The following is a 15,748-nucleotide window of genomic DNA, read 5'->3' on the forward strand; positions in this document are numbered from 1 at the left end:
GGCTGCACGGCGAAGGTCACGGTGAACGGCCGGGCCCGCCCGGCGGCGGGGCACCGCCGTCGTCCTGGTGCCGGGCCCAGAGCCGGGGGTCCGGCGGCGCGTGCGGGCCGGGGGTGTAGCCACCGGGGGGTGCCTGGGGGCCCGGCGGGTAGCCGACCGGGGGCCGGTTCCCGGCCTGCTCGCCGCGTCCGGGGCCGGGCGGCGTGCCCCCGTACCGCGGGTCCTCGACCGGGTCCTGCCGCATCGGGTCGCGCTGGGCGTACGGGTCGTTCCGGTAGCTCGGGGTCACATACGGGTCACTGCCGGGCAGCGGGCCGTCCGCCGGGGGGTACGACGACTCGTCGCCGCCGGAGTCGGAGGCACCGTTCCCGTTCCCGTGCCCGTGCTCACGGTCGTATGGCGCTTGCATCGCTACCCCTCAAAGTCACCGGTGCGTCCGCACCGGCGGTCCCGGTCTTCTGGCTGCCTGTCGGGTCTCCCGCACAGGCGCGGCACCGCCGCTCGGGCCGCTGGGCGCCCGACGGCGGGACGTCATGCGTCGCGGTCCGGTCCGCCGCGGTCCAGCTTCTCACTCCGCTCGGTGCCCTCCGGTTCGGCGGCGCCGATGTCGGCCGCGGACTCACTCGCGGGGAGCCCTTCGGCGGAGGCCGGCGCGGTGGAACGTGACTCCGCCGTTCCGCCGGCGCCGTCCTCCGCCGCAGCGCTGTTCTCGGCCTTGCCGCTCTCGTGGGGGGCCGCACCGGTCGCGCGGGGCCCCTGCCCCGTCGCGTCACCGCCCGCGGCGGCGGCAGGCTCGGCCGGCTCCGTGGCGGCCGTCGGCCTGGAGGGCCCGGCGGAGGGCTCGGGGCTCTCCTCGACGACCGTCGCACCGGCCTCCCCGCCGTCGCCCGTCTCGGCGCCGGCCGCCGCCAGGCGCTTGCGCTGGGTGTACATCCGGATGCCCGCCAGCACGACCAACAGCAGGCCCACGCCGATCACCATCAGCACGGTGGAGGTGATCGAGGTCACCTGCGCCTGGAACCGCATGGCCTCGCCGTACGGCTTCCCGTCGGGCGTGTAGAGCTGCGCCTCCAGGAACGCCTTGCCGTTGGCCCGGGAGTGCGCCTCGAACTTCACGGACTGGCTGAGCCCGCCGCCGATGGTGACGTCCTGCGGCCCGGACACGTCCAGCCCCAGCCGGCGGCTGGAGGTGAGCCGCAGCTCCAGCCCCTGCACGTCCTGCAGGAGCCGGTTCTCCACCGTCACCGGGATGGTTGCGCTGCGGCCGGAGAGGGTGATCCTGGTCTTCTGGATCAGCGAGACCTGGTCGGTGAGCTGCACCAGCTGGTTCTGCACCGAGGAGCGGTACCGGGCTGCCGCGCTCTCCCGACCCCGCCACGCGGTCGACATCTCGCGCTGAATGGCGCTGCCGAAGGGCACGACCACGCGGTCGGGCTCGCTGAGAATGGCCGAGAAGTCGTTCAGGGTGCGCCGGGTCTCCCGCATCGCCTGGAAGGCGTGGACGGGCAGCTCCTGGTCCCGCAGCTCCGCCGGATACGCCTCGGCCGAGGGCACCGGGCCACCGGCTCCCGGGTCCGGCGCGGCCTCCGCGGTCTCGGTGAGGTCGGCGAACTCGATCCAGTGCCCGTCGTTGCGCAGCGAGGTCAGGGACTCCGCCATCGCCTGCACCTGAGAACTGGTCGGCATGCGCTGCGGCGCCAGCAGGATGTTGCGCTCCGCCTCCGGGTCCTGGCCGTGGATGGCGAGCGTGTGGGCCAGCAGCAGCTGGTGGGCGAGCGCGACGTTGCCGGGGCGGCTCATGTCCTGCTGGAAGAGCTGGGAGAGCGTGCTGTCGGCGACGACGGCGGTGATGCCGCCGCCGATCGGCTGCGGCGCCGACGGGGTGCGGGAGAACTCGTCGGCGGGGACCAGCGAGTCGCTCCGGGCGATGACATTGCTCGCGTTGGCCGAGGTGGCGACCGAGACGATCTCGGGGTCGATCGCGCCTTCGACGGGCCAGGCGAAGTCCGTGGAGGGCTCGACCCCGAGCACCGTCTCCACCGTGGGGGCAGCCATGCGGGTGGCGTCCTTCAACTGACCCAGACTGCCGGGTACTTCCTTGCCGTGGTGGGCCAGGGACGCGAGGTCGGGGTCGGCGAACGGCAGCGCGACCACCTCCCGGTCCTCCACCGCCTCCTGGAGCTGCAGCAGCCAGTTCCGCGCGACTTCCTGCCCCCGGCCGGGGATCGGCCCGTCGGAGCCCTGCACGAGGTAGTCCTCCGCCATCGCGTCGACGGAGGCGAGCAGGTCCGGATCGACCACCCAGGTGACGGGGAGGTCCGCACCGAGGGTGACGAGCTGGTACAGCCGGCCGCCCGGCGAGATCTCCGACAGCAGCGCGTCGTCGCTGAGTATCGGGACTTGGCCCTCGTCGGTCTGGGGGTTGAGATGCGTGGTCGAGATCAACGGCCACAGCACGGTGAGGCTGGTGCCGGGCTCCTCCGGCAGGTCGTCGTCGTCCGCGATCCAGGGGAGCAGGGTCCGCCCCACGCCGAGGACCTGGTCCCACTGCTCGTTCTCGGTCTGACCGGTCAGTGAGAGCGCCACCTGGTAGACCCCGGTCTCACCGAGCTCCAACTCCGAGACCGGCACGCGCAGCGTGAAACTGCGCGAGAGCCCGGGCGGCACCGTGTCGACGTCCACGCCGTGGCCGCGGAGCAGCCCGCCGTCGAGGCCGACGTCGAAACCGCCCCGGGAGAGGGCCTCGTCGATGTCGCCGCGACCGGCCAGCGGCACGGCCTGCCGGGGGGAGACCGAGGAGCCGACGATGGGGGAGTCACCGTTGTTGGTGACGGTGCCCCGCACCGTGACGGAGCCGGTCCTGGTGGGGTTGGCCGGCGTCAGGGAGGTGACGCTGACGGAGGCGGTCTCGGTGCCGGTTCCGGCTTGGAACGTCCGGCCCTCCGCGATCGTGCCGGCGGTCCCGCCGGGTGCGGCTGTCGCGGCGGGCCCGGCGAGCACCGGGACGACCGCGAGGAGCAGCACCAGCGCTCGTCGGCAGCTCAGCGGAAAGCGGGACATCCTCGGTGCAGCCTCGGCCACGCACACGCCTCGATCCTTCGTCCCGTCGTGCAGCTGTGCTCATCGTAGCGACCCGCGAACACCGCGCGTGCCCGCTACCCGGGCGGTGGCCGGGTGGGCGGGACAGGCCGCCACGTACCCTGTCCTGTTGTGCCGAACAAGCAGAATGCGACCCCCGACACCACGCGCCACAACGACCTCGGGCCGGCCCAGCGGCAAGCCGTGAGCGAGCTGCTGCGGGTCTCCCCCGTGGCCGACGATCTTGCCAGGCGGTTCAACGAGGCCGGGTTCTCGCTCGCGCTGGTGGGCGGATCGGTCCGCGACGCCCTCCTGGGGCGACTCGGGAACGATCTCGACTTCACCACCGACGCCCGCCCCGACGACGTGCTGCGGCTGGTGCGGCCGTGGGCGGACGCCGTCTGGGAGGTGGGCATCGCCTTCGGCACGGTCGGATGCCAGAAACAGGACTTCCAGATCGAGATCACCACCTATCGGTCGGAGGCCTACGACCGGACCTCGCGGAAGCCGTCGGTGAGCTACGGCGACTCGATCGAGGACGACCTGGTCCGTCGGGACTTCACCGTCAACGCCATGGCGGTGGCGCTGCCCGAGAAGGTCTTCATCGACCCGCACAACGGGCTGGAGGACCTCGCCGCGCGCACGCTGCGGACGCCCGGGACCCCGCAGGAGTCCTTCTCCGACGACCCGCTGCGCATGATGCGCGCCGCCCGGTTCGCCGCCCAGCTGGGGTTCGAGGTGGCCCCCGAGGTGGTCGCGGCCATGACCGACATGGCGGACCGGATCGACATCGTCTCCGCGGAGCGGGTCCGCGACGAGCTGAACAAGCTGCTGCTCGCCGCCCGGCCGCGCCCCGGGCTGGCGCTGCTGGTGGAGACCGGGCTGGCCGCGCGGGTGCTGCCCGAGCTCCCGGCGCTCCGCCTGGAGCGCGACGAGCACCACCGCCACAAGGACGTGTACGAGCACAGCCTCATCGTGCTGGAGCAGGCCATCGACCTGGAGGACGACGGCCCGGACCTCACCCTGCGGCTGGCGGCGCTGCTGCACGACATCGGGAAGCCGCGCACCCGCCGCTTCGAGTCGGACGGCCGTGTCTCCTTCCACCACCATGAGGTGGTGGGCGCCAAGATGACCAAGGCGCGAATGACGAAGCTGAAGTACCCCACGCAGCTGGTCAAGGACGTCTCGCGTCTCGTGGAGCTGCACCTGCGATTCCACGGTTACGGCAGCGGGGAGTGGACCGACTCCGCGGTGCGCCGCTACGTCCGCGACGGCGGCCCGTTGCTCGACCGGCTGCACAAGCTGACTCGCTCCGACTGCACCACCCGGAACAAGCGCAAGGCCGCCGCCCTCTCCCGGGCCTATGACGGGCTGGAGGAGAGGATCGCCCGGTTGCAGGAGCAGGAAGAGCTGGACGCCATCCGGCCGGACCTCGACGGCAACGCCATCATGCGCATCCTCGACGTGCCGCCGGGGCCGGAGATCGGCCGGGCGTACGCCTTTCTGCTGGAGCTGCGGCTGGAGAAGGGGCCGCTCGGTCCGGAGGCCGCGGAGGCCGAGCTGCGGGAATGGTGGTCGGCGCGCGGATGACGCGTCGCGGCCGGAACGCCCCGGCCGCAGCAACGCCGAGGGGCGGGGCAGTTTCACGTGAAACCGCCCCGCCCCTCGGCGTTGCTGCATCGCGGAGAGCCACCGACCGCCGAAGCGGCTCGGCCGGCTCAGGGTGTCGGGCGCTCCGCCTCCGGCGGGGGCGGGACGGCCTGCTCGGTCGCACCGTCGCGGACCGGTTCGCCGGCTTGTGATGGGTCGCCTTCGATGGGCGCCGCCCGGGCGGCGGTGCCCTCGGCAGTGTCTTCGTCGGTGTCCTCGGTGCCGTCCGCCTCAGCCGGCCGCGGTCCGGCCGGCGGAGTGCTCGCTGCCGGTGCCACCGGGGTGGTGGTGCCGGCCGAGGTCGCCTCGGGGGAGTGGAGTTCCGCAGTGGGCCCGCCCTCCGGGAGCGGGCCCGCGGCATGCACCGGCGGCGGGGTCGCGGTGGCGAGCGGGTCGAGCCTGCGGTGCAGTCGCCACACCCCGACAGCGGTCCCCAGGTACAGCAGCGCGACAGTGATCACCAACGACACGGACCGCCCGTCGGGTGGCAGCATCAGCGCGGCAAGGCCCGCCGCGCTGACGAACGCCATGTTGAAGAGCATGTCGTAGAGGGAGAAGACCCGGCCGCGGTAATCGTCCTCGACGCTGGACTGCACCACGGTGTCGGTGACGATCTTGGCGCCCTGGCTGACCAGGCCGAGCAGGAAGGCTGCGATCAGTATGGGGACGGGGCGGAAGGTCAGGCCCAGCGCCGGCACCAGCACGGCCGCCAGCGCGGCGCAGCGGGCGAACCATCCGAACCGGCCGCAGCGGGCCACCATCCAGGGCGTGCTGACCGCCGCGACGAAGAACCCGGCACCGGAGAACCCGACGGCGAGGCCGAGCCAGGCGACACCGTCGCTGTCCGTCTCCCCCCAGGCGTAGCGCGCCAGCATCAGGACGAGTACCAGCAGCGCTCCGTAGCAGAACCGCATCACGCCGACGAAGGCGAGCGCCTGCGCGGCGGGGCGGCGGGACCACAGATGCGCCAGTCCCTCCCTCAGGCCGCTCGCTGTCGCCGTCAGTGCGGTGCCCAGGTCGCTCACCCGCTCCGAGGCGGCAGGACCGAGCAGATCCCGGTGCATGAGGAGCGCCGCGCCGGCCGCCATCAGGTAGACGGCGGCCGCCAGGCCGAGGGCGAGAGCGTCGGACCACCGTGCCGGTGCGTCAATGAGCGCCTGGGCGCCGAAGGCGCAGGCGCCGCCGACGGTCGCTGCGACGGTGCCCGCGGTGGGGGAGAGCGAGTTGGCCACCACGAGGCGGCGTGCGTCCACCACGCGGGGCAGTGCGGCCGAGAGCCCGGCGAGGATGAACCGGTTGACGGCCGTCACCGAGAGCGCCGCGAGATAGAAGAGGTAGTTGGGGACCGACGCGACCACCAGCGTCACGGTCAGCAGCACCAGCGCCGCCCGGATCAGGTTGCCGTACAGCAGCACCTGTCGCCGGCGCCATCGGTCCAGCATGACCCCGGCGAACGGTCCGAGCAGCGAGTACGGCAGCAGCAGCACCGCCATCGCGGCGGCGATGTCGGCGGGAGTGGTCTGCTGTTCCGGCGAGAAGACCACGTAGGTCGCCAGGCCGACCTGGAACATGCCGTCGGCGAACTGGGACAGCAGGCGTACGGCCAGCAGCTTGCGGAAGTCGGGGAACGCCCAGAGCGTCCGGAAGTCATGGATGACGGTCATCGAGGCAGCAACGAACTCTCATGTTTCACGTGAAACGGTTGCACTGTCCGGCGGGCGCCGGTCAGCGGGTCGGACGGTGGGCGCCGCCACGGTGTCGGTGGCGCCGGACGGTGGGTGCCGACGCCACCGTCGAAGCGTGAACCTGTCGGCGGCGCCGTCCAGTACCCCGCCGCCCGGGTCGTCGGAACCGTCCGCCCGGACCGGGTCCCGCTCCGGGCGGAGGACGTCGCGGATGACGTGGACGCAGAGGTAGAGGGTGCCGAGCAGGTGCGCGGCGATCGTCAGGTGGTAGCCGCCCGGCGGTAGCCCGGGGGCGCCGGCGTTCTCCGCCAGATAGAACCAGATGCCGAGGAAGTAGATGACCTCGCAGCACTGCCAGATGAGGAAATCCCGCCACCGGGGGCGAGCCAGCGCGGCGAGCGGGATCAGCCACAGCACGTACTGCGGTGAGTAGACCTTGTTGGTGAGGATGAAAAGGGCGACGACCAGGAAGGCCAACTGGGCGAGTCGCGGCCTGCGCGGCGCGCTCAGCGCCAGCACTGCCAGTGCCGCGCATCCTCCCAGCATCATCAGCGTCGCCAGGTCGTTGACGAGTTCCGGGGAGAGTTGCCAGTCGGTGCGGTGCGCCAGGATCAACCAGAAGGACCCGAAGTCGACCGGCCGCTCCTGGCTGAAGGTGTAGAACTTCGACCACCCTTCGGTCGCGCCGAGGATGAAGGGCAGGTTCACCGCGGCCCAGGCGGCCGCCGCTCCCGTCAGCGCGCGGCCGAACGGTCGCCAGCGGGACGCGCGCCAGCACAGCAGCAGCAACGGGCCGAGCAGCAGCAGTGGGTAGAGCTTCGCCGCGGTGGCGAGCCCGATGAGGACGCCGGCCGCCAGTGGTCTGCTGCGGGACCACATCAGCAGCGCGGCGGCGGTGAGCGCCACGGCCAACAGGTCCCAGTTGATGGTGGCGGTGAGCGCGAACGCCGGTGCCAGCGCGACCATCAACCCGTCCCACGGGCGGTGGGGCTGGGTGCGGGAGACGCACACCGCGATGACGATCGCGCAGACCAGGAGAAGTCCGGCGTTGACGAGCCAGTAGTACTGCCCGGGCCGCTCGACGAGACCCGTTCCCGGCGTGAACCAGGAGGCGAACTCCATGAACATGCCGGTGAGGACCGGGTACTCCAGGAACTCCATGCTCGCCGAGGTCTCCTCGGGGATGCGCTGGAAGTAGGGGATGAGCCCGTCGGCGAAGCCGCGTGCGGTGTACAGGTGCGGGATGTCCGAGTAGCAGGCGTGCGTGTACTGGGTGGCGGCGCCCTCGAACCAGCCGCGTCGGGCGCAGGGCAGCTTCTGCACCAGCCCGAGGGCGAAGGTGCCGATCATCGCGAGGGCGATGATCCGTACCGGTGGCCAGTGGTGACTGCGTGCGCCCGCTCGGCGCCCCGCCGGCCCGCCGAGGAGTTCGCTGCCGGCCGCCGCGACCTCGTCCTGTCGCGATGGCCGTACGACCGGTCGTGAGTCGGGGTGCACCATGCCCACATCCTGCCGTACGGCCCACGGGAAGCGGCTGAGGCCACGTTCGGTGGTACCGAACGTGGCCTCAGCCTGTGTCACTTCGGGTGGACGCCGGCCGGACGGTGCCTAGTCGCGTCCACCAAAGGAGCCGAGAATCCGTCCGCCGTCTTCGTCACCCGGATCGACGGGGTCCTCGGGCATCGAGGGATCCACCGGGTCGCCCGGGGTGCCCGGGTCCCCGCCGGGACCGCTGGTGTCCCCGCCGGGCCCACCGGGACCGCCCGGACCGCCGGGGCCGCCGGGGCCACCCGGGCCACCGGACTGGCCGCCGTCGTCGTTGCAGTTCGGGTCCCAGCGGCGGCAGTCGTCGCTCGGGTCCGGTGAGGGGTCGGGATCGTCGCTCGGGTCGGGCTCGGGAGTCTCCTCCTCCTCTTCCTCCTCCGGCTCGTCGCTCGGCTCGCTGCTCTCCTCTTCCTCCTCCTCCGGCGGGTCGACCGGGGGCGGGGCGGGGCTCTCGGCGCCGCCGCCGTAGACGACCTCGCCGTCGTCCCGCGGTTCGGCGAAGCCGGTGGGCTCGTCGTCGGCGGTGGCCCCCTTCATGAACTCCACCCAGACCTGGGCGGGGAAGCTGCCGCCGGTGACGCCGTTGTCCATGCCGCCGGTGCCGCGCATCGACTGGAAGCCCTGGCCGGAGTCCTCCTGGTCGTAGCGGTACATGCCGACCGCGGTGGAGAGGTGCGGCGTGTAGCCGGCGAACCAGGCGCTCATGTTCTTGTCGGTGGTGCCGGTCTTGGCCGCCGCCGGCTTGCCGATCTCCTGTGCCGCGGTGCCGGAGCCGCGCTCGACCACGCCCGCCAGGACGTCGGTGACGGTGTCGGCGACGGCGGAGTCGAAGGTCCGCTTGACCTGCTTCTCGTGGGTGAAGATGTTGCCGTCGCGGCCGTCCACCTTGGTCACGGTGTAGACCTGGGCCTGCTCGCCGTGGGCGGCGAAGGTGGCGTAGCCGTTGGCCATGTTCATGGAGCTGACGGTGGAGACGCCCAGCGCGAAGGTCGGGACCGTGTCGTTGTACTCACCGAGCTGCGACTCCGGCAGGCCGGCGTCGATGGCGGCCTTGCCGACCTCCTTGACGCCGATGTCCATGGAGAGCTGCACGAAGGGCGAGTTTGCCGAGACCTCCATCGCCTCGCGGAGCGTGATGTCGCCCTGTGACTGGTCCTCGTAGTTCCGCTGGTTCCAGTTGAACGGCTCGCCGTCGTCGTCCTCGCCCTCCCAGACCGTGCCGTCGTAGTTGTTGATCAGCAGGCCGTTCTCGCTGTAGTACTTCGACTCGGCCGAGATCCGGGTGCGGTCCTCCGGCCCCTGGTCGGGGCCCTTGCTCGCGTCCCGGATGCCGTCCCGCAGGGCGGCTGCCAGGACGAACGGCTTGAAGGTCGAGCCGACCTGCACGTCCGCCCGGGTGGCGTTGTTGATGAAGTGCTCGGTGGCCGAGGGGCCGCCGTAGACCGCGACCACCGCGCCGTCGCCCGGCTTCACGGCCGAGGAGGTGAACTGGACGTGCTGGTTCTCCTCCCGCTCCTCAGGGTCGAGCTTCTCCAGCACCGAGTTGACGGCGCCCTCCATCATCTCCACCTTGTCCTTCTCGAAGGTGGTGTGGATGGAGAGACCGCCGAGGGCGAGGTCCTCGGGGGTGACGCGCTCCTCGTTGACCAGGTAGGCGTTGGCCATCTCCACCAGGTAGCCGGTCTGCCCCGCGAGGTCCATCGCCGGCGTCGGGCGCTGCGGCATCGGGAACTCGTCGTTCTCGGTGCGCTCGGCCGCGGATGCGTAGCCCAGCTCGACCCTGCGGTTCCAGACGTACTTCCACCGCTCGATGGCGTTGTTGGTGTTCCGTTCGGCGTTGACCTCGCCCTGGGTGCCGCCGGCCGGGTCGTGCAGTTCCGGGCCCTTGAGCAGGCTGGTCATGAAGGCCGACTCGTTGGCGTCGAGGTCGGTCGCGTCCTTGCCGTAGTAGGCCTGGGAGGCGGCCTGGATGCCGTAGGCGCCGCGGCCGAAGTAGGCGGTGTTCAGGTAGCCCTCGAGGATGACTTCCTTCCTCTCGCTCTGGCCGACCTTGATGGAGATCATCAGCTCCTTGAACTTACGCTCCAGCGTCTGTTCCTGGCTGAGGTAGTTGTTCTTCACGTACTGCTGGGTGATGGTCGACCCCGACTGGGTCTCGCCACCGCGCGCCATGTTCACCACGGCGCGGGCGATGCCCATCGGGTCGACGCCGCTGTCCTCCCAGAAGGTGTGGTTCTCGGCGGAGACGACCGATTCCACCAGGTGCTCGGGAAGCTGCTCGTAGCCGATGTTCTGGCGGTTGTCGCCGCCGCCGCCGTGCACCACCATGCGGGAGCCGTCGGCCCAGTAGTAGACGTTGGTCTGCTGTTGGGCCGCCTCGTTCGGGTCCGGCTTGCTCACCATGGCGTAGGCGATGCCGAAGAGCCCCACGATCATGGCCATGAAGAGCAGTGCGGCACCCAGCAGATGCCGCCACGAGGGCAGCCAGCGGCGCACGCCCTGCTTGCCGTGGCGCGGGTAGTCGATGAACCGCTTCTTGCCCTCGGGCTCCGGCCGGCGGCGGCCGCCCTGCTGTGCCGCCCGCCGTGCCTCCGCGCGGGAGCCGTAGACCGGCTCGCCGGTGCCGGGTGGGGGGCCCTGCTGGCCGGGGGCGGTGGGGCCCGGTGGTGGCGCGGCCCTACGGCCGGACGACCCGCTCGCGCGACGGCCGCGCGACGGCGGCTTGCGACGGTGCTCGCTCATGGATGCAGCTACTCCTCGGACAGACGGAGGCGTCTGAAGGTGGTGGGTACTGCTGGTGGGACTGCTGCCCCCGGCAGCCCGGCCCCCCGGAACGGTACCGGGTACACCTCACCGTGAAAGAGGACGCCTTCTCTCGCGCCCGGGTTCCCGGTGGTGCTCCGCATCCGCCCAGAGTACGCACCGCCAAAACCAGCGATTTCCGGCGAAGTTCGCAAAGTTCTTCTTCCTTGCAGGGCAAGGCCGATATGTGACTCCCCTCACGATGATTGATCTTGTCGCCTCCTGGGTACTGCTCTATCGTCCAGATGTATCGACTCGATACATCGAGGCGACGTATCGGCCGCACCGCGCCCCCTGGGCGGGGTACGCAGCGAACACACGACCACGCGTCGTGTGACCGATCGTCGTGGACGGAGAGGAAACGGAGGTGGGCGGCGACCGTGAGCCGGAGATCCGGTGTCCTGGAGTTCGCCGTTCTCGGCCTGCTCCGCGAAGCCCCCATGCACGGCTACGAGCTGCGGAAACGGCTCAATACCTCCCTCGGTGTCTTCCGCGCCTTCAGCTACGGGTCGCTGTACCCGTGTCTGAAGACGCTGGTGGCCCAGGGGTGGTTGACCGAGGAGCCCGGCGCGGACAGCGACGAGGCGCGCGGGGCGGCCCTGGCCGGCCGACGCGCGCGGATCGTCTACCGCCTCACCGCGGAGGGCAAGGAGCGGTTCGAGGACCTGCTCGGCCAGACGGGGCCGGACTCCTGGGAGGACGAGCACTTCGGGGTCCGCTTCGCCTTCTTCGGCCAGACCAACCGCGACGTGCGCATGCGGGTGCTGGAAGGCCGCCGCAGCCGCCTGGAGGAGCGCCTCGACAAGATGCGCGCCTCCCTCTCCCGCACCCGCGAGAAGCTGGACGACTACACCCTCGAACTTCAGCGCCACGGCATGGAGTCCGTGGAGCGTGAGGTCCGCTGGCTCGACGAGCTGATCGCGAGCGAACGGGAAGGGCGCGAGCGCCGTGACCAGCACGGCGCCTCCCCCGACCCGACACAGCAGGACGGCCCGTCCCCTGACGGGGACGGCACCCGGCCGGAGCCGCCCACCGGCGGAACCGGCCGTGCCAAGGCCCCGTGACCACGCGGGAAATCGCCGACAACACTGAGATCAACTAGGGAGCAACCGAATGGGTTCGGTTCGCGTAGCCATCGTCGGCGCGGGCAACTGCGCCGCCTCGCTCGTGCAGGGCGTCGAGTACTACAAGGACGCCGACCCGGCCAGCAAGGTCCCGGGTCTCATGCACGTCCAGTTCGGCGACTACCACGTGCGGGACATCGAGTTCGTCGCCGCCTTCGACGTCGACGCCAAAAAGGTCGGCCTCGACCTCGCCGACGCCATCGGCGCCAGCGAGAACAACACCATCAAGATCTGCGACGTGCCGCGCACCGGCGTCACCGTCCAGCGCGGCACCACCCTCGACGGCCTCGGCAAGTACTACCGCGCCACCATCGAGGAGTCCGACGAGGAGCCCGTGGACGTCGTCCAGGTCCTCAAGGACAGCGGCGCCGACGTGCTGGTCTGCTACCTGCCCGTCGGTTCCGAGGACGCGGCGAAGTTCTACGCCCAGGCCGCCATCGACGCCAAGGTCGCCTTCGTCAACGCCCTCCCGGTCTTCATCGCCGGCACCAAGGAGTGGGCCGACAAGTTCACCGAGGCCGGCGTCCCGATCGTCGGTGACGACATCAAGTCGCAGGTGGGCGCCACCATCACCCACCGGGTCATGGCGAAGCTGTTCGAGGACCGCGGCGTCATCCTGGACCGCACCATGCAGCTGAACGTCGGCGGCAACATGGACTTCAAGAACATGCTGGAGCGGGAGCGGCTGGAGTCCAAGAAGATCTCCAAGACGCAGGCCGTCACCTCGCAGATCCCCGACCGGGACCTCGGCGAGAACAACGTCCACATCGGCCCCTCCGACTACGTGGCCTGGCTCGACGACCGCAAGTGGGCTTACGTCCGCCTCGAGGGCCGCGCCTTCGGCGACGTCCCGCTGAACCTCGAGTACAAGCTGGAGGTCTGGGACTCCCCGAACTCCGCCGGCGTGATCATCGACGCCCTGCGCGCCGCGAAGATCGCCAAGGACCGCGGCGTGGGCGGCCCGATCCTCTCCGCGTCCTCGTACTTCATGAAGTCGCCGCCGGAGCAGTACTTCGACGACGTCGCCCGCCAGAAGGTCGAGGACTTCATCAACGGCGACGCCTGAGCGCGACGGCCGCCGCGCCGCTGCCGTGAGGCAGGCGGCCGCGGTCGGCAGCCGGCCACGACGGCCGACGACAACGGCGAGGGGCCCGGCGAGCGGTGAGTGATCACACCGCGAGCCGGGCCCCTCGCCGTCGCCACGCCTCGTGCGCCGCCGTGCGAACGGCGGAGCCCCGGGCGGGCGGTTCGCGTCAGAGATCCACGAGCCGGTCGTACTGCGTGGTGGTGTGCCGCAGGATCGCCGTCATCTCGTCCCCGACCTTCGGCTCCTGCGACTCCGCCGGGACGAAAAGGATCGACACCTGCATGTGCGGCGGCTCGGCGAACCAGCGCTGCTTGCCGTCCCAGGCGTAGGGGGAGAGGTTCCGGTTGACCGTCGCCAGCCCCGCCCGCGCGACGCCCTTGGCCCGCGAGGTCATGCCGTGCAGCGCCTTCGGGGCCTCCAGCCCCACCCCGTGCGAGGTGCCGCCCGAGACCACCGCCAGCCAACCGTCGCCGGACGCCTTCTGCTGGCGGTACCCGAAGCGGTCGCCCCGGGTCACCGCGGTCACGTCCAGCACGACGCCCTTGTAGTGGGTGGCGTCGTGGTCACCCAGCCACAGCCGCGTGCCGATGCGGGCCCGGAACCGGGTCTGCGGGAACTGCTGCCGCAGCCGGCTCAGCTCGTCGGCGCTGAGGTGGCTGACGAACATGGTGTGCAGCGGCAGCTGGGCGGCACGGAGCCGGTCCATCCACCCGATGACCTCCTCCACCGCGTCGGTGCCGTCGGCACGGTCCAGCGGCAGGTGGATGGCGAAGCCCTCCAGCCGCACGTCGTCCAGCGCGGCCCGCAGCTTGCCCAGGTCCTCCGGCGCCACGCCGTGGCGCTTCATGCTGCTCATGACCTCGACCACGACGCGCGAGCCCACCAGCCCGTACACGCCGTCCACCGACGACGCGGACCGGATCACCCGGTCCGGCAGCGGCACCGGCTCCTCGCCGCGGCGGTAGGGGGTCAGCACCAGGATGTCGCCGCTGAACAGCTCCCGCATCGACGCGGCCTCGTAGGAGGTGCCCACGGCGACGATGTCGGAACCGAGCATGGCCACCTCCTCCGCGAGCCGTTCGTGGCCGAAGCCGTAACCGTTGCCCTTGCAGACGGGCACCAGGCCGGGGAACGCGGCGGCCACCGCGCGCTGGTGCGCCCGCCAGCGGTCGGTATCGACATACAGGGTGAGCGCCATGACCGGGGGACACCTCTCTAGCTTCCGGGTCGTCTGTGGTTGGTCCGTGTGGGGGCACCGTGTGGGGCGGCGAGGATGGGGGCGCGCGCGTCGCACGGGGCGGGCGCGGACGGGGACACCGGCGGTGCCCCTGTCCAGGATGCGTCAGCGGCGCGACATGTAGATGTCGAGCGCCTTGTGCAGCAGCTTGTTCAGCGGGAAGTCCCACTCGCCGAGGTACTCGGCGGCCTCGCCGCCCGTGCCCACCTTGAACTGGATCAGTCCGAAGAGGTGGTCGGTGTCCTCCAGCGAGTCGCCGATACCGCGCATGTCGTAGACCTGCGCGCCCATCGCGTGCGCGTCCCGCAGCATCTGCCACTGCATCGCGTTGGAGGGGCGCACCTCGCGCTTGTGGTTGGCCGAGGCGCCGTACGAGTACCAGACGTGGCCGCCCACGACCAGCATCGTGGCCGCGGCGACCGCCTCGCCCTCGTGGAGCGCGAAGTACAGCCGCATCCGCGGCTCGTCGCCGCGCTGCGCCGTCTCGGCGTTGAGCGCGTTCCACATCTGCTGGAAGTAGCCGAGCGGGCGGGGCCGGAACTTGTCACGCTCGGCCGTGACCTCGTAGAGCTGCTGCCACTGCGGCAGGTCGTCGTAGCCGCCGCGGACCACCTGGACGCCGGCCTTCTCGGCCTTCTTGATGTTGCGGCGCCACAGCTGGTTGAACTCCTTGTGCACCTGCTCCAGCGTCCGCCCGGCCAGCGGGATCTGGAAGACGTAGCGGGGCTGGACGTCACCGAAGCCGGCGCCCTCGTCCTCGTCCTGCTGCCAGCCCATGCGGCGGAGCTTGTCGGAGACCTCGAAGGCGCGGGGCTCCAGGAAGGTCGCCTCCACGTCCCGAAGCCGCTTCACCTCCGGGTTCTGGATGCCGGCCTTGATGGCCTTGGCGTCCCAGCGGCGGATGACCACGGGCGGGCCCATCTTCACCGAGAAGGCGCCCTGGGCCTTGAGGTGGGCCAGCATCGGCTGCAGCCAGTCCTCGAGGTTCGGGGCGTACCAGTTGATGACCGGGCCCTCGGGCATGTAGGCGAGGTAGCGCTTCACCTTGGGAAGCTGGCGGTACAGGACCAGGCCGACGCCGACGAGCTTGCCGTAGGAGTCGTACCAGCCCATCGACTCGTTGCGCCATTCCGACTTCACGTCGGCCCAGGCGGGGACCTGCATGTGGCTGGCTGACGGCAGTGAGCGGATGTACGCCAGATGCTGCTCGCGGCTGATCGTCCTCAGGGTCAGGCTCATTCGGGCGTTCCTCCGGCGGCACGTCGGCGCTCTGGTGATCTCGTCGGTCGGCGGCAGCCTTGTGGGGCTCCCCGCCGGAAGCCTACTGCCGCCCGGAGCGGCGGCTGCTCCTGCCGTGCCAGTCGGGGGAGTTATCCGGTCCGCGCGCGGTCGGCCGAACGGGGCGCACGGGCCGTCCGGACCCGCCGTCCGTGCGCATTGGCGCGGCGGGTCCGGAGGGTCGCGCCGCCGCCCCCGTGCCCCGCCGGCATCCGTGCGCCGGGCCCGGTGCCGGTCACCCCGGCGACCGCCGGGGCCCGGC

General features: G+C 71.3%; 9 protein-coding genes and 1 pseudogene. 3 read left to right on the forward strand and 7 right to left on the reverse strand.

Going from position 1 to position 15,748, the window contains the following annotated elements; translation table 11 throughout:
• Positions 1 to 16 precede the first annotated feature (16 nt).
• Complete coding sequence (locus HCN56_RS16075) at positions 17 to 289, reverse strand: hypothetical protein (RefSeq protein ID WP_167971736.1); 273 nt, start codon at positions 287 to 289, stop codon at positions 17 to 19.
• Between the two features lie 242 nt (positions 290 to 531).
• The gene (locus HCN56_RS16080) at positions 532 to 3,060 is read right to left on the reverse strand and encodes a DUF6049 family protein (protein WP_167971738.1); all 2,529 of its coding nucleotides are present in this window, start codon (positions 3,058 to 3,060) and stop codon (positions 532 to 534) included.
• A gap of 150 nt (positions 3,061 to 3,210) precedes the next feature.
• Between HCN56_RS16080 and HCN56_RS16085 the strand changes: the two genes are divergently transcribed.
• Entirely contained in the window at positions 3,211 to 4,668 is a 1,458-nt protein-coding gene (locus tag HCN56_RS16085) for a CCA tRNA nucleotidyltransferase (RefSeq protein WP_167971740.1), read from the forward strand.
• 461 nt (positions 4,669 to 5,129) lie between these two features.
• Here the strand turns inward: HCN56_RS16085 and HCN56_RS16090 are convergent.
• From HCN56_RS16090 to HCN56_RS16100, 3 genes and pseudogenes are all read right to left on the reverse strand, one after another.
• Positions 5,130 to 6,392, reverse strand: a pseudogene (locus HCN56_RS16090) (MFS transporter); the annotation flags it as partial.
• An 18-nt stretch (positions 6,393 to 6,410) separates the two neighbouring features.
• Entirely contained in the window at positions 6,411 to 7,913 is a 1,503-nt protein-coding gene (locus HCN56_RS16095) for a glycosyltransferase family 87 protein (RefSeq protein WP_167971744.1), read from the reverse strand.
• 108 nt (positions 7,914 to 8,021) lie between these two features.
• Positions 8,022 to 10,700, reverse strand: coding sequence for a transglycosylase domain-containing protein (locus HCN56_RS16100; RefSeq protein ID WP_167971746.1), 2,679 nt, complete (start codon positions 10,698 to 10,700; stop codon positions 8,022 to 8,024).
• A gap of 440 nt (positions 10,701 to 11,140) precedes the next feature.
• On the opposite strand from HCN56_RS16100, the gene HCN56_RS16105 reads away from it, so the two are divergent.
• Entirely contained in the window at positions 11,141 to 11,824 is a 684-nt protein-coding gene (locus tag HCN56_RS16105) for a PadR family transcriptional regulator (protein ID WP_167971748.1), read from the forward strand.
• A gap of 49 nt (positions 11,825 to 11,873) precedes the next feature.
• Positions 11,874 to 12,950 carry an inositol-3-phosphate synthase gene (locus HCN56_RS16110; RefSeq protein ID WP_167971750.1) on the forward strand — a complete coding sequence of 359 codons (1,077 nt, stop codon included), beginning with the start codon at positions 11,874 to 11,876 and terminating at the stop codon, positions 12,948 to 12,950.
• A 187-nt stretch (positions 12,951 to 13,137) separates the two neighbouring features.
• On the opposite strand, the gene HCN56_RS16115 is transcribed toward HCN56_RS16110, so the two are convergent.
• Entirely contained in the window at positions 13,138 to 14,169 is a 1,032-nt protein-coding gene (locus tag HCN56_RS16115) for an alanine racemase (protein WP_167971751.1), read from the reverse strand.
• 144 nt (positions 14,170 to 14,313) lie between these two features.
• Entirely contained in the window at positions 14,314 to 15,447 is a 1,134-nt protein-coding gene (locus HCN56_RS16120) for a lipid II:glycine glycyltransferase FemX (protein WP_167931451.1), read from the reverse strand.
• Between the last annotated feature and the right edge of the window lie 301 nt (positions 15,448 to 15,748).

The sequence above is a fragment of the Streptomyces lonarensis genome, from assembly GCF_012033735.1.
Lineage (GTDB): Bacteria > Actinomycetota > Actinomycetes > Streptomycetales > Streptomycetaceae > Streptomyces > Streptomyces lonarensis.